Source organism: Burkholderia pyrrocinia (assembly GCF_022809715.1).
Classification (GTDB): Bacteria; Pseudomonadota; Gammaproteobacteria; order Burkholderiales; family Burkholderiaceae; genus Burkholderia; species Burkholderia pyrrocinia_C.
Map to the genome: position 1 here is coordinate 260,827 of NZ_CP094459.1, position 17,517 is coordinate 278,343.

At 67.1% G+C, this 17,517-nt stretch carries 15 protein-coding genes; 7 read left to right on the plus strand and 8 right to left on the minus strand.

Annotated features, from left to right (window positions below):
- Positions 1–25: 25 nt before the first annotated feature.
- The 3 genes from MRS60_RS01160 to MRS60_RS01170 are packed head-to-tail and all read left to right on the plus strand — an operon-like array spanning position 26 to position 3,918.
- A complete protein-coding gene (locus tag MRS60_RS01160) occupies positions 26–2,188 on the plus strand; it encodes a T6SS effector phospholipase Tle3 domain-containing protein (protein WP_432207832.1) in 2,163 nt (720 codons plus the stop codon).
- Positions 2,185–3,651 carry a virulence factor gene (locus MRS60_RS01165; RefSeq protein WP_243565108.1) on the plus strand — a complete coding sequence of 489 codons (1,467 nt, stop codon included), beginning with the start codon at positions 2,185–2,187 and terminating at the stop codon, positions 3,649–3,651. The genes MRS60_RS01160 and MRS60_RS01165 overlap by 4 nt, the downstream gene beginning before the upstream one ends.
- A 9-nt stretch (positions 3,652–3,660) precedes the next feature.
- Entirely contained in the window at positions 3,661–3,918 is a 258-nt protein-coding gene (locus MRS60_RS01170; RefSeq protein WP_081938585.1) for a PAAR domain-containing protein, read from the plus strand.
- Positions 3,919–4,216: 298 nt separating this feature from the next.
- On the opposite strand, the gene MRS60_RS01175 is transcribed toward MRS60_RS01170, so the two are convergent.
- On the minus strand, positions 4,217–4,900 hold the full coding sequence (locus MRS60_RS01175; protein WP_243565109.1) for a CGNR zinc finger domain-containing protein: 684 nt from the start codon (positions 4,898–4,900) through the stop codon (positions 4,217–4,219).
- A gap of 81 nt (positions 4,901–4,981) precedes the next feature.
- On the opposite strand from MRS60_RS01175, the gene MRS60_RS01180 reads away from it, so the two are divergent.
- Positions 4,982–5,971 carry an arginase family protein gene (locus tag MRS60_RS01180; RefSeq protein ID WP_243565110.1) on the plus strand — a complete coding sequence of 330 codons (990 nt, stop codon included), beginning with the start codon at positions 4,982–4,984 and terminating at the stop codon, positions 5,969–5,971.
- Between the two features lie 107 nt (positions 5,972–6,078).
- On the opposite strand, the gene MRS60_RS01185 is transcribed toward MRS60_RS01180, so the two are convergent.
- From MRS60_RS01185 to MRS60_RS01195, 3 genes are all read right to left on the minus strand, one after another.
- Positions 6,079–7,476 carry an enolase C-terminal domain-like protein gene (locus MRS60_RS01185; protein ID WP_131948790.1) on the minus strand — a complete coding sequence of 466 codons (1,398 nt, stop codon included), beginning with the start codon at positions 7,474–7,476 and terminating at the stop codon, positions 6,079–6,081.
- A 62-nt stretch (positions 7,477–7,538) separates the two neighbouring features.
- Positions 7,539–8,879 (minus strand): MFS transporter, encoded by a 1,341-nt coding sequence (locus MRS60_RS01190; RefSeq protein WP_034183933.1) that lies wholly within the window; start codon positions 8,877–8,879, stop codon positions 7,539–7,541.
- Between the two features lie 202 nt (positions 8,880–9,081).
- Complete coding sequence (locus tag MRS60_RS01195) at positions 9,082–10,002, minus strand: LysR family transcriptional regulator (RefSeq protein ID WP_243565111.1); 921 nt, start codon at positions 10,000–10,002, stop codon at positions 9,082–9,084.
- A 107-nt stretch (positions 10,003–10,109) separates the two neighbouring features.
- On the opposite strand from MRS60_RS01195, the gene MRS60_RS01200 reads away from it, so the two are divergent.
- From MRS60_RS01200 to MRS60_RS01210, 3 genes are all read left to right on the plus strand, one after another.
- A complete protein-coding gene (locus MRS60_RS01200) occupies positions 10,110–10,841 on the plus strand; it encodes a glutathione S-transferase family protein (protein ID WP_243565112.1) in 732 nt (243 codons plus the stop codon).
- Positions 10,842–10,967: 126 nt separating this feature from the next.
- Entirely contained in the window at positions 10,968–11,591 is a 624-nt protein-coding gene (locus MRS60_RS01205) for a DUF2239 family protein (protein WP_243565113.1), read from the plus strand.
- 16 nt (positions 11,592–11,607) lie between these two features.
- The gene (locus MRS60_RS01210; protein WP_243565114.1) at positions 11,608–12,939 is read left to right on the plus strand and encodes a carotenoid oxygenase family protein; all 1,332 of its coding nucleotides are present in this window, start codon (positions 11,608–11,610) and stop codon (positions 12,937–12,939) included.
- 13 nt (positions 12,940–12,952) lie between these two features.
- Here MRS60_RS01210 and MRS60_RS01215 read toward each other — a convergent pair whose 3' ends face one another.
- The 4 genes from MRS60_RS01215 to MRS60_RS01230 are packed head-to-tail and all read right to left on the minus strand — an operon-like array spanning position 12,953 to position 17,215.
- Positions 12,953–14,119: an ABC transporter permease gene (locus MRS60_RS01215; RefSeq protein WP_217590163.1), complete on the minus strand. Its 1,167-nt coding sequence runs from the start codon at positions 14,117–14,119 to the stop codon at positions 12,953–12,955.
- Between the two features lie 8 nt (positions 14,120–14,127).
- Complete coding sequence (locus MRS60_RS01220; protein WP_131948796.1) at positions 14,128–15,282, minus strand: ABC transporter permease; 1,155 nt, start codon at positions 15,280–15,282, stop codon at positions 14,128–14,130.
- A gap of 21 nt (positions 15,283–15,303) precedes the next feature.
- Positions 15,304–16,002 (minus strand): ABC transporter ATP-binding protein, encoded by a 699-nt coding sequence (locus tag MRS60_RS01225; RefSeq protein ID WP_034183940.1) that lies wholly within the window; start codon positions 16,000–16,002, stop codon positions 15,304–15,306.
- A 7-nt stretch (positions 16,003–16,009) separates the two neighbouring features.
- A complete protein-coding gene (locus MRS60_RS01230; RefSeq protein WP_034183941.1) occupies positions 16,010–17,215 on the minus strand; it encodes an efflux RND transporter periplasmic adaptor subunit in 1,206 nt (401 codons plus the stop codon).
- Positions 17,216–17,517 lie beyond the last annotated feature (302 nt).

Consider the following 17,517-nt stretch of genomic DNA (forward strand, 5'->3'; position numbering starts at 1 on the left):
TCTGGTCGCAAACGGCAATGGCGTGATGACGCTCAGCCAATCGGACTACCTGTGCGTGATGCAGATGCCATTGCCGGGCATCGTGATTTTTGTGCATGGGGTGAACTCGGAGGGCGAGTGGTTCGAACCGGGCGAAGAGGGTCTGTGCGCCGGCCTGAACCAGCGGCTCGGACGCCTAGACGATCATCTGACGCATCGCGGTCCGCAGGCCGGCCAGATGGGACCGATGCATTACATGAAGAGCCTGACCGATGATGGGTTCATCAACCCGAAGCTCACGTCGAAAACCTATCTGCAACCGGACGAAAATACCTACTCGCCCGTCATTCATTTCCGTTGGGGCTACAAAGCGAACGCGGAGGAATTGAAGCGCTACGGCGATGCGATCTTCCTGAACGAACAGAACTACTGGGGTGGTGGCCCATTCGCGAATGGTTGCGGCAGCCTGCCGGATTTGTGGAATGCGGGCGTCGATCCGCGCATCTTCGGGTTCATCAACGTGCAGGGCATCAATCCCACGCAGCGCCCGATCTTCGAAACGCCGCCGCGCATGTACAACGTGATGGGGGCGCTGCGTCTGGCGAAACTCATTGGGTCTATCCGCAAGGCTCAGAATGATGTCCCGATCACGGTGGTGTGCCATAGCCAGGGCAATATGGTCGGCATCGCCTCCGCGTTCCTCGGTGACCGGCTGTCGAAGAATGCGGGTGTGAGATGCGTGGCCGACACCTATGTGCTCGCCAACCCGCCGTATGGCATCGTCGGCGCCATCGAGGGGGACAACTCGCCTTTTATGGAGCACTGGACCGAGCGTAACGACCAAGATTCGAAGGGCAACCGCGGTCGGGTCGACTCGCAGGCGCGGGTGAAGACCCTCAAGGCGTTCTTCGAACTGATCGCGCAGAGCAAGGATGCGGAAGATCAGCGCGACCCGCTCGACTACCGGATGATGATGGCAAACATGAAGCCGGGCGAAGACGGCAAGCCCGCCTACGATCCCGATAGTGACAGGAAGCAGTATGGCGTCCAGAACCACACCTATGGGCGCGTGACCCTGTACTCGTGCCCGCACGATCAGGTGATTTCCGCAGCCCCGGTGCAGGGGATGGGCTGGCGAGGATTGCATCCGAAAGAGGTCGAGCTTGTGAAGGGCGCGAGCCTGTTTACGCAGCGCGTGTTCGCCACCAACTTTCAGGTCGGCCAGGCATCCCCTGTCGTCTATCGGACGTGGGAGCATGACTGGCGCTACAACAAGGGCTCGTCAAAGCTGTTTTTCTATCCCACATCGCCCCCCGCCAAATACAACCTGGTCAAGGCGCTGCGAGGCAATGAGCACTGGTATGGCAAGGTTGGCACCATTGCGATTGCTCCTGCGTTGTATATCGTGACGGCGGCGACTTCGGCGTTCGGTATGTTTCGCACCAACGCGGACCCGCCGAAGGATTGGCACGTCCTGTGTGATGCGCCGGGCCTGCCAGAGCCGTTCTTCCCGCAGGCGATCCGCTATGGGGCGGTCGTACACGTCAGGGACGGCAATGCGGAAAGTGATTTCAATGAGGACAACGATCCGGTGGCGGCTGCGCGTAACAAGAACAAGACAAGCATCAACACGACTGATCCGTACGACACGTATAAGGCCAAGGGCAAGCATGCAGCCGAGATGGCACCCAAGGGCGATGCAGACAGCGAGGCGTCACAGCGCTACGAGGATCGTGCAATCGCACGCATGGAGGCCCGTCACAACAATAACCCGGACTGGGTCAAGGACGACGTGGTCATCGGAGAGGCTGGACCCAACGCCCAAATGCCCGAGGGGTATGAAAAGTGGCGAAACAAGCAGATCGTGCACATCCTCGGCCAGGCCGTGAATAACCCGACGAACCATTCGACGATCATGACCAATCCAAAGCACGCCAGGTTGGCGCTGGCCTACGATGTCGCGATCGGCATTTGTCGAATCTCGCTCAAACAGTTGAACGAGTTTCGGGTTGAAGCAGACTGGCGGTTCGGTAATCAGTTGGGTGACGATAATCCCAATAATGTTTATTCAGAATATTTCAACTATGGCACGATGAAAAAGGAATCGCTTGTCGATTGGGTCTCCGGTGACCATGAAGCGACGCTGCCAGATACGATCGACGACACGCGGCAAGGTGGTACATTGCTCGGTATCGGGGAGGTGATATGAGATCGCTTTTTGCCTCCCGCTCACGACGGCTCGCCCTGGCATTCGCGTCAGCATTGCTTGTAATTGGCGCCGTGGCAATTGAAGTGACCGGTTATGGCCACCAGACGCGAAGTATGGGAGAAGAAATGACACGATGGGTAGGATTGCCGGCCTTGGCTGGGATTGCTGTTTTTGCGTTTGCCACGGCATGGTCATCTGCGAACGTGGAGGCCGCACAGCCCGTTTCGGCACAGGCTCCGTCCGCGTCTGTTCAGGAGAAACCATTTGTCGCCCAAGTCGTTGGGCTGGAGTGGCTCAATCCTCTGCAGCGTCGCGACTATCCGACGGAATGGCAATTACTGTGGACGATGGGGCTCGTCAAACCGAACAGGAACGACGACATGGTCAGAACAGACCCCCAGAGCTTTTCATCGGTTAAACCCGTCGCTATCGTTGCGGATGGGAACGGCGGTGATGAATCTTTAAAGGGGTTTTATAAGAAATACATCAGCACTCTACTTATTATGCTTCACAATAAGTACGCGATGAATGGACATTATTTTTATACGGTTCAGCCATCCGACAAGCGACGCTGGCGGGAGTTGGCGGGAATCCGAGTTGAACTCGCGATTCCTGCACGACTCCCTCCTCAGGAGGCCCGTTCGCGTCTTAGCAACGAGATGATCACGGCTTTTTCAATTGGGAGCAAATCTTTCCCCGATCTGTGGAGTAAGGATACGCCACCGGATATTCAGATCCACGTCGGCGGTGCCAATGCCGGCTTCACGTCACTGAACGCAGCGCTCGACTATCTGCAGAAGCATCCGCAGGAAAGTGTGTGGGTGATGAACTGGGACGCGCCAAGCTTTCCGCCCAAAGACGAGCAGATGAACGAAAACCTCACAGTGCTGTTTCTCGCCGGCCCTGATCTGAAGACCGAACGCGAGCCGCTCGCATGGATCGGCAAGGCTGCAACGGGCAAGGTGAGCGACTACGAGGCGAAGGCCGGCACCACGCGTGCTGTCCAGGCATGGAAGGCGACGATCGCGCAGGCTGCCCATAACGCCAACGTCGACCCTGCAAGCATCCAGTTCGTCGTGCACGATGCGGGCAAGGGCAGCGATTCGGCATCGGCGCGTCTGGCCTCGCTGTCGCAGACGCTCACGGAAACGCTGCCTGAATTCGACTATACGAAGCAGGTCTTCAACACGCCGGCGCTGCTCGGCGACATGGGCGCCGGTACGGCGCTGACGAACGTCGCACTCGCGATCGGCCGGATCAATCATTTCGGCGGCAATGCGCTGGTTGCCGGCACAACGGACGCTGGCCATCCGACCGCCGTTGTCATCCTTCCGCCGTCCAAGCTCACACCGATCAACCCGAACGGCGACTGGTTCCGTGCACGCGGCGAAGACAACGCCTATCTCCCGTGGTGGGGGCGTCGTCACGACACGAACTACGGCATCCAGGGTTACTCGTACTGAGGAGCATCCATGCGCGGCATCATTCGTGTAGGCGACGTGCATAGCCACGGTGGTCGTGTGGAGACCGGTGCCGCGAACAGTGAAGTCATGGGGCGCGCTGTCGCGCGCCAGGGAGATCGCTGTACGTGCCCGCTGCATGGCGAGGTTGTGATCGTCGATGGTGAGGCAGGTTTTGATGTGGAGGGCGCCCCAGCGTCGTTCGACGGTCATAAAACGTCGTGCGGCGCGGTGCTGATTTCTTCCGTACCCACCTCTGGGCTTGCCTAAGCCGGACGTGATGACACATCCCGACTTCCCCGGAGCAGCGCAGTATCGCTTCGTTCGATCCGCACCTCTTTGAAAGAACATAGAGCGGAGATATCGGAGCAGCCCTGACCAAGTGCAAAAAGATGTGCGTCACGCGCCAACACTCTGCTGCGGGAACGCCTTGACGGGCGAGAGCTCAAGTGCAGGAAGATGGTACCCGCCGAGTGCAAGAACTTCCGTCCTGTCTCGGTCGCAAAACCGAGCCCTTTTTGTTTTCAGGGCGCTCTGCATGGGGCGACCGCACCCGGCAGCCTCGATCCTATTCATTGATCGCGTCGCGCCCGCGTGCCGATCCGGCCGGCGCACGCTTCACCGCGCGGTAGTGCCGTCGGGCCTTCGCGACGTTGCCGCAGGTCGCCATGTCGCACCACTTGCGGCGTCCCGTCTTGGAACTGTCGATGAACAGCCACGCGCAATTCGATCCTGCGCACATCCGCAGCCGCCCACTCGGCAACGCTTCGAGAAGCGTCACGGCGCCGAGCGCGATTCGGTGGGCGGGCAGATGCAGGTCCACCACGCCTGCCGTGTCGGGTGGGTCGCTGAATGCGACGCGCCCTTCGATCGCGACCAGCCGCCGGCCGTTGATTGCACGTCGCCATGCCTGCTCCAGCGTTTCCAGATCCGCCGCGACCGGTGCGACTTCATGCACGAGCGCGCCGAAGATGCCGAACAGCGCTTCACGCAGGCGCTTGGCGTCGCGCAGCGCGCGGTCGGCCGCGGCCGGCGCTTCGGCCGCGCGGGCCGCGAGCTGCTTCAGGTCGCGCGCGGGCAGGGTCGACGGCGCGGCCAGCCATGCGAGCCAGGCGTCGTAGTCGGGCAGCCAGTCGCGCGGCGCCCGATCGCGACCGGTCACCGTATTCACGAAGTCGAGGGCCAGGTGGCCGCCAACGAAATCGCGGGCCACGAACGTATGGGCTTCCATCGCCGCTGACGTGTTGGACATGGGGTAAATCGATGCTAACCTTTCAAAACACTTTAAAAGGTTAGCACACCCGGCGGGCCGGCGATCGTGCGAGGAGAAATCATGACGGTGTCGACCGCTTCACCCGACCTGCGGGACGGGCATCCGCAAACCGGCGTCGCTCGCCCGGTCGAGTTCATCGCCGCGCCCAGCAGCCTCGGCCTGCGGCCGAACGCGGCCGGCCGCGAGCCCGAGACCTGGCGCGGCCCCGAGGTGCTGCTGGCCACCGGCCTCGCCGCGCGTCTCGGCGCGCGCGTGTCGTGGCTCGCGCATCCCGCCTACGCATTCGAGCCGCAGTCCGGCACGCGCATTCGCAACGGCGTGTCGATCCGCGACTTCTCGCTCGAACTGGCCGGGTATGTCGTCGATGCGCTCGGGCGGCACGCGTTTCCGGTCGTGCTCGGCGGCGATTGCAGCGTGCTGCTCGGATGCCTGCTGGGCAACCGGCGGGCCGGCGGCAGGGGGCTGGTCCACGTCGACGGGCACAGCGATTTCTTCCATCCCGGCAACTACGACACCGCGCAGCGGCTCGGTTCCGCGGCGGGGATGGATCTCGCGCTGGCGACCGGGCGAGGGGAGCCGCTGCTGACCTGCTGGCCGGATCTCGACGGCCCGCTCGTCGACGATCTCGACGCGTGCCAGATCGGCGAGCGCGATGCCGAAACCGACGCCTTCGAGGCTGCGTATGGCGATATCGTTCGCACCGCGATCACGCGCGTGACGATCCAGCAGTTGCTGGCGCGCGGGCCCGGCGTCGTCGCCGGCGAGCTGGTCGACTGGCTGCATCGGCGCTCGCTCGGGCGAACCTGGCTGCACGTCGATCTCGACGTACTCGATCAGGCGCAGCTTCCGGCCGTGGATTCGCCCGGTTCGCCGGGGCTGGACTTCGACGGGCTCGACGCGTTGCTCGGTCCGCTCGTCGCGTCGGGCCGTATCGCGGGGATCGACTTCACCATCTACGACCCGGGGCTCGATCCGGAGCTCGCGTACGCCGATCGAATCGCGCACAGCATCGCCGATGGCGTGGCCGCGCTGCCCGTGCCGCGCGGTTGATAGCGAGCGCGATCGTTCGAACCCGGCGCGCACACGCCGCCATCCGCCTGTCCGTGACGAAGCGCGGCGGGCGGGCGTTTCGGCGCGACGCGAACGTATCGCCGTTCTTATCCCCGCCCGAAACTCGGCCGCTTCGGATCGTACGTCCACCCCGGCACGAGATAGCGCATCGCGACCGCGTCATCGCGCGCAGTGCCGCCCACCTCGTTGTACAGCGCATGCGCGGCCTCGACCTGCGCCATGTCGAGCTCGATCCCGAGCCCCGGCCGCTCCGGCACGGCCACCTTGCCGCCGACGATCGCGAGCGGCTCGCGCGTGAGCCGCGCGTCGCCTTCCTGCCAGATCCAGTGCGTGTCGATCGCGGTGATCGTGCCGGGCGCGGCGGCCGCCGCATGCGTGAACATCGCGAGCGACACGTCGAAGTGGTTGTTCGAGTGCGAGCCCCACGTGAGCCCCCAGTCGCGGCACAGCTGCGCGAGCCGCACCGAGCCCTGCATCGTCCAGAAATGCGGATCGGCGAGCGGGATGTCGACCGCCTGCAGCCGCACCGCATGATCCATCTGCCGCCAGTCGGTCGCGATCATGTTGGTCGCGGTCGGAATGCCGGTCGCGCGGCGGAATTCGGCCATCACCTCGCGGCCCGAATAGCCGCCTTCCGGCCCGCAAGGATCCTCGGCGTACGCGAGCAGGTGGCCTTGCCCGCGGCACAGCGCGACGGCCTCGTCGAGCGACCATGCGCCGTTCGGGTCGAGCGTCGTGCGCGAGTCCGGGAAACGCACCTTGATCGCCGCGATCGCTTCCATCTCGTCGGCGCCGGCCATCACGCCGCCCTTCAGCTTGAAGTCGGCGAAGCCGTAGCGCTCGACCGCGGCCTCGGCCTGCCGCGCGATCGCGGCCGGCGTGAGCGCCGCTTCGTTGCGCAGCCGGAACCACGCGTCCGATGCGTGCGTCTCGTCGCGATACGGCAAATCGGTGCGGCGCCGGTCGCCGATGTAGAACAGGTACGCGAGCATCGGCACCGCGTCGCGCTGCTGGCCTTCGCCGAGCAGCGCCGCGACCGGCACGTCGAGATGCTGACCGAGCAGGTCGAGCAGCGCGGCCTCGATCGCGGTGATCACGTTGTCGAGCCGCAGGTTGATCTCGTGCGGCTGGCGCAGCACGGCCGCTTCGCCGGCCGACGTCACCTCGTGCCGGATCGTGCGGCCCGCACCTGCACCCGCGCCGGACAGCGCCGCGCGCACTGCGTTGAGCGTCGCCTGGTAGCGTCCGATCGACTGGCCGACCACGAGATCCGTCATGCGCTCGAGCGCATGGCGGATCCCTTCGCCGCCCGGCACTTCGCCGACGCCGGTGTGCCCGCTGCTGTCGTCGAGGATCACGAGGTTGCGCGTGAAGTAGGGCGCGTGTGCGCCGCACAGGTTGAGCAGCATGCTGTCGCGGCCGGCGACGGGAATCACCTGCATGCGCGTGACGCGCGGGGTGCCGGCACGGCGGGATTCGGACATCGGTTCGCTCCTGGTTCCGGTGGCGCGCGGGCTGCCGGACGCGCCGGCGCGGCCCGCGCCGTTCAATGAAGCTCGACGCGGCGGATCTCGCCGACGACGAACAGGTAGCAGATCACGGCGACGAGCGCGTGCGCGACGACATAGACGAGCGCGCCGTTGAACGAGCCGCTGCGGTCGACGATATAGCCGATCGCGATCGGCGTCGTGATGCTCGACAGATTGCCGCACGTGTTGAGCAGCGCGCCGCTCAGCCCCGCGATCTGGCGCGGCGCGGTGTCCGCGTTGACGGCCCAGCCGAGCGCGCCGAGCCCCTTGCCGAAGAACGACAGCGCCATGAACAGCACGACGAGCACGTGCGAATCGGTGTAGTTGCAGACGATCATCGACATCGACAGCAGCATGCCGAGCACGATCGGCACCTTGCGCGCGACCGACAGCGAGCGGCCCTGCCTGAGCAGCGCGTCGGACACGACGCCGCCGAGAATCCCGCCGAGGAACCCGCACACGGCCGGGATCGACGCGACGAGCCCCGCGTTGAGGATCGACATCCCGCGCGCCTGCACGAGATAGACCGGAAACCACGTGATGAAGAAATAGGTGAGCGCGTTGATGCAGTACTGCGCGACGTACACGCCGATCAGCATTCGGCTCTTCAGCAGCGCCTTCACGTGACGCATCGACGGGCCGCCGCCGTGCGCGCCCGTCGCCTGGTCGATGTTGACGAGCGCGCCGCCTTCGGCGAGATAGTCGAGTTCCGCGCGGTTGATGTTCGGGTGGTCCTTCGGGTCGTACATCGTGCGGTTCCACACCGCGACGAACGCGAAGCCGAGTACGCCCATCACCGCGAACACCGACTGCCAGCCGAACGCGTGCACGAGCCAGCCCATCAGCGGCGCGAACACGACGGTCGCCGCGTACTGCGCGGCGTTGAAGATCGCCGACGCGGTGCCGCGCTCGGCGGCCGGGAACCACGCGGACACGATCCGGCTGTTGGCCGGAAACGACGGCGCCTCGGCCGCGCCGACCAGGAAGCGCAGCCCGAACAGCAGTGCGAACGCGGCCGCGCCGCCGAAGAAGCCGATCGCGCCCTGCAGCAGCGTGAACAGCGACCAGAAGAAGATGCTGAACGCGTAGACGATGCGCGACCCGTAGCGGTCGAGCAGCCAGCCGCCCGGCAGTTGCGCGACCACGTACGACCAGCCGAACGCGGAGAAGATGAAGCCGATCTGCACGTGGCTCAGGTGCAGCGCGCGGGCGAGGCTCGGTCCTGCGATCGCGATCGCCGCGCGATCCGCGTAGTTGATCGTCGTGACCGCGAACAGGACGGCCAGCACGAGCCAGCGCACGCGCGTGCGCCGGGCCGTTGCCGACGCGGACGCCGGCAGCGCTTGAAGCGGATTCATGACTGTCTCCTCCGAAAGGCGGAAGGTTGCCGTCGTGCGGCAGGCGCGTCGGGTGCGCGCGTTATGGGTGCAGGTGCCGCCGGCCGGAGGCCGGGCGCCGGACGCCGATGCAGGCAGGACGTCCGGGCCATTCTGTCATGTCGATATTTGCGCTTTCATGCCAATTGCTGATTTGATCGATTCAGCATTTGAATCGATCGAGTCATTCGATCGCTCGGGCGCGCGCGCCGTCCACCCCGGCGCCATGATGGCGCTCCACGTGCCGCACGAGAAACTCGACGGCGGCGCGCACGCCGGGCAACTGGCCGCGCCGGTGCGGCATCAGCAGCGTCGTCGTGACGGTGCCCGCCCGCCAGCCGGGCAGCACGCGCGCGAGCGCGCCGGACGCAAGTGCATCGCCAGCGATCCAGTCGGGCAGGCAGGCCATGCCGATGCCGGCCATCGCAGCCTGCAGCAGCAGTGTCGATTCGTCGGCCAGCAGGCGGATGCGCGGCGCCACGTCGACGGTGTCGCCGCCGCGCTGCAGCCGCCACGGCTGCTGGCCCGGATGGAGCCCGTCGTGCCGCGCGAGGTCGGCCGGTTCGTCCGGTGTGCCGGCACGCGCGAGATAGCCCGGCGACGCAACGACGATGATCGGCGACGTCGCGAGCGGTCGTTGCACGAGCGCGGAATCGGGGAGCGGGGCGAAATGGCTGCGCACCGCGATGTCGAATCCTTCCTGAGCGATGTCGACGAGGCGGTCGCTCGCGTGAATCTGCAGCAGCAGCTTCGGGTGCGCGATGGCCAGCGCCGGCAGGCAGGGCGCGAGGATGTGCTGCGCAACCGGCACCGAGCTCGTGATACGCACGATGCCGGCCGGTTCGGCGGCCTGCCGCAGCACCGCGTCGCGCGCGCTTTCGGCCTCGATCACGGCCGCGCGCGCATGGTCGAAGAACTCGGCGCCCACCGGCGTCAGCCGGAAGCTGCGCGACGTGCGATGCACGAGCCGCGCGCCGAGCGTGCGCTCGAGCTCGGCAACGCGCTTGCTCACCGTCGATTTCGGCAGGTCGAGCCGGCGCGCGGCCGCCGACATGCTGCCTGCGTCGACCGCCTGCACGAACAGATAGAGATCGTTCAGATTCACTGTCAGCGTCCACAAAAAGAAACGACGGGTTTCGATTCTAGCGGCTACTGCGTCATCGTTCGCCGTGGGAGCATGACCGCTCGTTCAACTTTCCGCGGAATACCCCGATGTCCCCGATCCTTCTCTACGGCGTTCCCGCCGGCTGCTCGTTCGGCTCGATCGTCGCGCTCGAATGGGCCGGCCACCCGTACCGGCTGTCGCGCATCACGATGCCGGGCCTCGTGACGAGCGACGCGTTCCTCGCATTGAACCCCGTCGCCGAGACGCCGGCGTTCGTGACCGCAAACGGCGACGTGCTGACCGAAAGCCTCGCGATCCTCGGCCACATCGGCGTGCAGGCGCTCGACAGCGGCCTCGCGTTCCGCCAGGGCAGCGTGGATTTCGACCGGCTGAACCGGATGCTGGCCTGGTTGAACACGACGTTCTTCAGCGCGTTCGGCGCGCTCTGGCATGTGTACGAACACGGCAGCGAAGGCGCCGAGAAAGCGGCCTTGCAGGCATACGGCCGCGGCAAGGTGCTGAAGGCGCACCGGCAGCTCGAGGCGCTGCTCGCGCGAGGCGAGGGCCCATGGCTGCTGGGCGCGCAGCGCACGCTGGCCGACGCATACTTCGCCGGGCTCGCCCGCTGGGCCGACTATCACGCGGTGTTCGAGCGCGACGCGTTTCCACGCATCGCCGCGCTGCGTGCGCAGCTCGCCGACGACGCAGGCGTGCGCTTCGCGCACGCAGTCGAGGAAAACCTGCCGCTGCCGGCGTCGCTGGCGTTCGAAGGACATGTGTCGCTCGACGACGTGCTCGCAAGCGCGCACGGCCTGGCGATTCCGCTCCGGACGATCTGATCGCGCAACGCGATCGCCCAAAGGGTGGGGGGGGGCTGGCGATATTTTTACCCGGATGATATTGACATCCAATTTATACCCGGATAAAAATAGCGCCATTCCGATTCCTGCCTGCGGGCGACCACGATGACAACTTCCACGCTCCTTCCTTCGTACACGGCCTTCGACGGCCACCGGCGGCTCGCGTCGGGCCCGCTCGCGACGGTCGCACTCGCGGTCCGGCAAGCCGGCGATGCAACGTCCGGCACGATCCTGATCTTCGACGATGCGACAGGCCGCACGATCGACCTCGACCTGCGCGGCACGGCGGACGATATCCGCGCGCGCTATGCGCCGCCGCCGGCCGACGCGTCGGGTGCGGCCGGCGAGCCGGCCGGCGCGGGCGAGCAGCGCGGCCGCGGCCGGCCGAAGCTCGGCGTCGTGTCGCGCGAGGTCACGCTGCTGCCGCGTCACTGGGAATGGCTCGGCGCGCAGCCGGGCGGCGCGTCCGTCGCGCTGCGCAAGCTCGTCGAGGACGCGCGGCGCACGCATGCGGAGGCCGACCGGCGCCGCGACGCGCAGGCGCGCGCGTACCACTTCATGTCGGCGATGGCGGGCGACCTGCCCGGTTTCGAGGAGGCTGCGCGGGCGCTGTACGCGAACGACGCGGTACGGCTGGCCGAGCTGGTCGCCGGATGGCCGGACGACATACGCGGCCATGCGCTCGCGCTGGCGCGCGGCGACCTGCCGCCGTCCACCGAAGACTGCTGACGGAACGTCCGACGCGATGACCACATTCGATCTGAACCGCGGCGCGATCGCGCCGGTCGCCGACGAGGTCGATCTCGTCGACCTGCGCGTGACCGGCGCCATCCCGAGCGAACTCGACGGCACGCTGCTGCGCAACGGCCCGAATCCGCCGGGCGGCCGCTTCGAAGGGAACGACGTGCTGTCGTGGTGGCCGGAAGCCGCGATGCTGCACGCGATCGCGTTCGAACACGGCCGCGCGGCCGGCTACCGGAACCGCTGGGCGCGCACGCGCCGCTGGGCCGCCGTGCATGCGCCCGCGCAGGCGCCGCATCTGCCGGACACCAATCCGAACGTGAACGTGCTGCAGCACGCCGGCGAATTGCTCGCGCTGGCGGAGGGCGGCGCGCCGTTCGCGATCACCGCCGCGCTCGATTCGCGCGGCGTGTCGGAGCGGCATGCGGGTTTCGACGGCGGGATGACCGCGCATCCGAAGGTCGATCCGGAAACGGGCGAACTGATCGCGTTTCGTGCGGACTGGCGCGCGCCGTGGCTGCGCTACGGCGTCGTCGACGCGCAGGGCGTGCAGCGCGTCGATATCGCGCTCGACGTGCCCGCGCCGTCGATGATGCACGACCTCGCGATCACGGAAACCCGCAGCCTGCTGCTCGACCTGAACGTCGGCTACGACTTCTCGATGCTGAAAGACGGCCACCGGATGCCGCTGCGCTGGCACGACGACCGGGCCGCGCGCATCGGCGTGATCGCGCGCCACGGCGGCGACGTGCGCTGGTTCGGCATCGAGCCGTGCTTCATCCAGCACGTCGTGAACGCGTACGACTGCGACGAATCGTGCATCGTGCTCGATGCGGTGCGCTATCCGTGGTACCTGCGGCTCGACGCGCGTACGGGCCGCTTCGCCGACAACCCGGTCGGCGAGCTGTGGCGCTACGTGATCGATACGGCGAACGGGCTGATCGACGAAGGGCCGCTCGACGACGGCGGCATCGAGCTGCCGCGGATCAACGAAAGCCGGACGGGGCGCCGCTACCGCTATGTGTATGCGGCCGAGCAGCCGAACAATACGGAAATGCGCGGCGTGATGCGCTTCGACCACACGCGCGGCACGACGACGCGCTACGCGGTGCCGGCCGGCGACCAGAACGGCGAGCCCGTGTTCGTGCCGCGCCCGGGCGGCGTCGACGAAGACGACGGCTGGCTGCTGGTGATGGTCTACCGCGCGGCGACGGATACGAGCGACGTCGTGATCCTCGATGCGCGCGCGATCGATGCGGGGCCGGTCGCGACCGTGCACCTGCCGCGCCGCGTGCCGGCCGGCTTCCACGGCGCGTGGGTGCCGCGCGTGCGCTGAGCGGCCGTGCGCGTCACTGCGCGCGCAGCGCGTCGACGATCTTCAGCCGCGCGGCGCGCATTGCCGGCAGGAATCCGCCGACGAGCCCCATCACGAGCGAGAACATCAGCGTCTTCACGACGATCGCGGGCGTCAGCACGAAACGGAACGACAGGTCCGCGAAGGTCTGGAAGTTGGTCGTCGAGAACGACGCGAACTGCATCAGCGACGCGCACGCGAGCCCCGCGACGCCGCCGACGAAGCCGAGCAGCAGCGCTTCCAGCAGGAACGCGGCGAGCACGCTCATGCGCTTGAAGCCGAGCGCGCGCAGCGTGCCGATCTCGGCGACGCGGTTCGCGACCGACGCATACATCGTGATCATCGCGCCGATCATCGCGGCGATCGAGAAGATCGTCGACAGCGTGATGCCGAGGATGTTGATGAACTTCGACAGCGCCTTCGACTGGTCGCCGTAGAAGGTCTGCTCGCGCTTCGCCTCGTCGGTCAGCCGCGGGTCGACGTCGATGTCGGCCTTGAAGCGCGCGAAGCCGTCGGCGCTCGGGATGCGCAGCACCATCGACGAATAGCTGGTGCGCCGGAACGACTGCATCAGCTGGTCGACGTCGCCCCAGATCTCCGAATCGAAGCCGCTGCCGCCCGCGTCGAAGATGCCGACGATGGTCCAGTCGCGCTGCGCGAAATGCAGGCTGTCGCCGAGCTGCGTGCTGCTGAAGCCTTTCGCGATCGCGCTGCCGACGATGATTTCCGACGAGCCGGGCGCGAACATGCGGCCGGCCGCCAGCTTCACGTGCGGGCGCAGCGCGAGGCCGGACGGCGACACGCCGCGGATCACGACGTTCGACGGCTTGCCGCTCGACGTCTTCACGAGCGAGATCAGCACCACGGCTTCCTTCGACACGAGCGGCCGGCCGTCGGGGCCGAGCGCGACGGCCGGGTGCATCTCGAGCGCGTTGGCCTGCTGGTGGTCGATCGAACTCTGGATCTCGGTCTCGGCGCCCTTGCGGATCACCACGGCGTTGTCGGGTTCGCCGGTCGACACGAGCGTCTGGGTGAGCCCCGCGTCGAGCATCTGCACCGTCGCGAACACGAAGATCACGAGCGCCATCCCGCCCGCGGTGAGCGCGGTGGTGAGCCGCCTGGTCCACAGGTTGCGCGCGATGTAGGTAAGCGGGATCGTCATGCGCGTGCCTACCCGATCGCCCGCAGGCCTTCGACGACGCGCACGCGCGCCGCCTGCCACGCCGGCACGATCGCGGCCGCGACGCCGACCGCGACCGAGCACGCGGCCTGCAGCACGACCGTCTCGGCCGACACCCTGAACACCGGGAAGATGCCACCGGCCGCCTGCTTGAACAGGCTCGCGGCGGGCGGCGTCGCGAGGATCCCGAGCCCGCCGCCGGCCACCGCGATCACGACCGATTCGCCGAACACGATCAGCGCGAGGAAGCCGGGCCCGAAGCCGAGCGCTTTCAACGTCGCGTATTCGGCCGTGCGTTCGCGCGCGCTCATCGCCATCGCGTTGGCCATCACGGCCATGATGATCAGGATCACCACGTACGACACCAGGCGGATCGCCGCGATGATCTGGTTCGACATCGCGACGAAGCCGAGCTGGAACGCCTGCTCGGTCTCGGTCAGCGTCTCGGCGAGCGAGTTCTTGAACACGGCGTCGACGTTGCGCGCGATCGTCGCGCCGTCGTCCGGGTTCGCGACGCCGAGCACGAATACGCCGACCTGGTCGGCTTGTTTCGGCGTGCGCTTCCGTACCGTCTCGTTCAGGTAGTCCCAGTGGAACACCATCTGGCGTGTGATCGTCGAATCGTCGCGGCCATCGAGGATCCCGCGCACGACGAAGTCCCACGTACCGGGATAGATCGTGCCCTTCAGCGGGATCACGTCGCCGATCTTGAAGCCGAACTGCGTCGCGAGCTGGCGCCCGACCAGGCAGCCGCGGCGGTCGCGGTTGTAGTCGGCGCGCTGCTGCGCCGGGATGATGAATTCCGGATACAGGTCGAGATAGTTCTCCGACACCGCGAAGCTCGCGAAGAAGTTCTTCGGGTCGCGGTAGATGCCGCCGAACCAGTTCGAGCGGACCACGGCCGTCACGCCGTCGATGCCGCGTATCCGGTTCTCGTAGCTGACCGGCAGCGGAAATACCAGCGAGATCGCATTGCGCGTGACGAGCCGTCCGCTGGACGCGGCGGCCGCGCCCGCGTACCACGCGTCGACGACGGTATGCAGCAGCCCGAACGCCAGCACCGCGATCGTGAGCCCGAGCACGGTCAGCAGCGTGCGCAGCCGGTGCCGCAGCGCGTTGCGCGCGATCAGCTTCAGCACGTACATCGCGCGCGCTCCCGCAGCCGGTCAGCCGGCGTGCCCATCGATCAGCTCCCCTTTTTCCAGATGCACGACCGATCGCGCGGCGTCGGCCGCGTGCGCGTCGTGGGTCACCATGATGATCGTCTTGCCGAGCTCGGCATTCATCCGCTGCAGCATCGCGAGCACGTCGGTGGCCGACGCGCGGTCGAGGTCGCCGGTCGGCTCGTCGGCGACGATCAGCACGGGATCGGTGATCAGCGCACGCGCGATCGCGACGCGCTGCTGCTGGCCGCCCGACAGCTCGGACGGGTAATGGGTCATCCGGTCGCCGAGGTTCACCATGTCGAGCACGAGTTCGACGCGCTCGCGCCGCTCGCGGCGCGACAGGTGCGTGAGCATCAGCGGCAGCTCGACGTTCTCGAACGCGGTGAGCACGGGCATCAGGTTGTAGAACTGGAAGATGAAGCCGACGTTCGCCGCGCGCCATTCGGCCAGCTGCGCCTCCGCGAGCTGCGAGATGTCGAGGCCGCCTACGCGCAGCTCGCCGCTGTCGGGCCGGTCGATGCCGGCCACCAGGTTCAGCAGCGTGCTCTTGCCGGAACCCGACGGCCCCATCAGCGCGACGAAGTCGCCTTCGCCGATATCGAGCGTGATGTCGGTCAGCACGGGCACGATCTGGTTGCCGCGCCGGTACGACTTCGCGACGTGGCTGATCTCGACGAGGGGCGGCGGCGCGTCGTTCACGCTGGCGCTACTTCTTCGCGACGGCCACTTTCGCGCCGTCCTTCAGCTTCGCGCCCGGCGCGAGCACGACCGTATCGCCGGGTTTCACGCCGCGGATCGCGACCAGCTCGCCGATTCGCATGCCGGTGGTCACGGCCGCCGCGCGCACGGTGTCGTCCTTCACGACGAACACGACCGGCCGGCCGTCGCGCTCGACGACCGCGCTCGCCTGCACGGCCGTCACGGGCTGCCGGTCCTGCGCCGACACGGGCTTCGACAGGAACGCGATCTTCGCGCTCATGTCGGGCAGCACGCGGTCGTCGCGGTCGACGAAGCGCACCTTCACGAGCACGGTGGCCTTCGAGCGGTCGACGGTCGGCACGATGCGCGACACGCGGCCCGCGAAGCGCAGGTCGGGCAGCGCGTCGAGCTGGATCTCGCACGGCTGCTCGGCGCGGATCTTCGCGATGTTCGATTCGGCGACGTCGGCCTCGACTTCGAGCGTGTCCATGTCGGCGATCGTCACGACTGCGCCCTTGCTGTCCGATGCGGACGAGAACGGCGTGATGTTGTCGCCGACGTTCGCATGCTTCGCGAGCACGATGCCGTCGAACGGCGCGCGGATCACCGTCTGGTCGACCGCGACCTGCGCGGCCTGCGCATTGGCGTCGGCGGACGCGATCGCGGCTTCGCCGCTGTTGAGCGACGCGCGCGCCTTGTTCACGCGGGCCGTGTCGATGTCGAGCTGCGCGGCCGGCACGGCGCCCTTCGGCGCGAGTACCGCGGTGCGGCGCAACGCGATTTCGGCGTCCTTCAGCTCGGCCTGCTGCACGCCGAGGTTCGCGCGGGCGACCTTCGCCTGGGCGAGCGCCTGTGCCCGCGACGCCTCGACGTCGCGGCTTTCGAGGCGCGCGATGATCTCGTCCTTCTTCACACGCGTGCCTTCGAGCACGCCGAGCCATTCGACGCGCCCCTGGCCCTTCGACGCGACCGCGGCCTTGCGCTGCGGCACGACGTAGCCGGTCGCATTGAGCTGCGTGTCGTTCTGGTACGGGTAGGCGGACGTGACGGACGTGGTTTCGACCGTCGGCCGGCCGGTGAGCGCGACGCCGGCGACGATCGCGACGATGACGAGCGCGGCGGCGACCGCATAGCGGACCCACCGGCGCCGCCGTGGCACCGGTGCGATCGGACGCCGGTCGATTTTCAGTTTGTCCAGATTGTGATCGGGCAATTTGAGCGCCTCGCGACGGCGGCGGTCTGGCGACCGGCCGCGATCCGGTTTCCGGGGAAAGGGACGGATGGACGCCCAGTATAGCGTCGCGGGGCAGCGCGCGAGAGCCGGTTTGCCGGGCCGCCGCGGCTGCCGGCGGACGGGCCGCGCGATGCCGGATACGCATGCCGGGGCGGCCGGAAACCGACGTCGTCGGGGAAAACCCGAGAGGCGCAAGCCGCGTGTCAACTTGCCGCGAAGGCGGCGCGTTATGGAGCCAGTACGTCAGTCTTTGCCGCGGCGAAACGGCGCAAGCCGGTCGC

Excerpts from the sequence above, each read along its gene's own strand:
- MRS60_RS01200 (WP_243565112.1), top strand. The coding sequence starts at position 10,110 with ATGTCCCCGATCCTTCTCTACGGCGTTCCCGCCGGCTGCTCGTTCGGC.
- MRS60_RS01160 (WP_432207832.1), top strand. The coding sequence starts at position 26 with ATGACGCTCAGCCAATCGGACTACCTGTGCGTGATGCAGATGCCATTG.
- MRS60_RS01215 (WP_217590163.1), bottom strand. The coding sequence starts at position 14,119 with ATGACGATCCCGCTTACCTACATCGCGCGCAACCTGTGGACCAGGCGG.
- MRS60_RS01165 (WP_243565108.1), top strand. The coding sequence starts at position 2,185 with ATGAGATCGCTTTTTGCCTCCCGCTCACGACGGCTCGCCCTGGCATTC.
- MRS60_RS01185 (WP_131948790.1), bottom strand. The coding sequence starts at position 7,476 with ATGTCCGAATCCCGCCGTGCCGGCACCCCGCGCGTCACGCGCATGCAG.
- MRS60_RS01220 (WP_131948796.1), bottom strand. The coding sequence starts at position 15,282 with ATGTACGTGCTGAAGCTGATCGCGCGCAACGCGCTGCGGCACCGGCTG.
- MRS60_RS01170 (WP_081938585.1), top strand. The coding sequence starts at position 3,661 with ATGCGCGGCATCATTCGTGTAGGCGACGTGCATAGCCACGGTGGTCGT.
- MRS60_RS01190 (WP_034183933.1), bottom strand. The coding sequence starts at position 8,879 with ATGAATCCGCTTCAAGCGCTGCCGGCGTCCGCGTCGGCAACGGCCCGG.
- MRS60_RS01205 (WP_243565113.1), top strand. The coding sequence starts at position 10,968 with ATGACAACTTCCACGCTCCTTCCTTCGTACACGGCCTTCGACGGCCAC.
- MRS60_RS01180 (WP_243565110.1), top strand. The coding sequence starts at position 4,982 with ATGACGGTGTCGACCGCTTCACCCGACCTGCGGGACGGGCATCCGCAA.
- MRS60_RS01210 (WP_243565114.1), top strand. The coding sequence starts at position 11,608 with ATGACCACATTCGATCTGAACCGCGGCGCGATCGCGCCGGTCGCCGAC.
- MRS60_RS01175 (WP_243565109.1), bottom strand. The coding sequence starts at position 4,900 with ATGTCCAACACGTCAGCGGCGATGGAAGCCCATACGTTCGTGGCCCGC.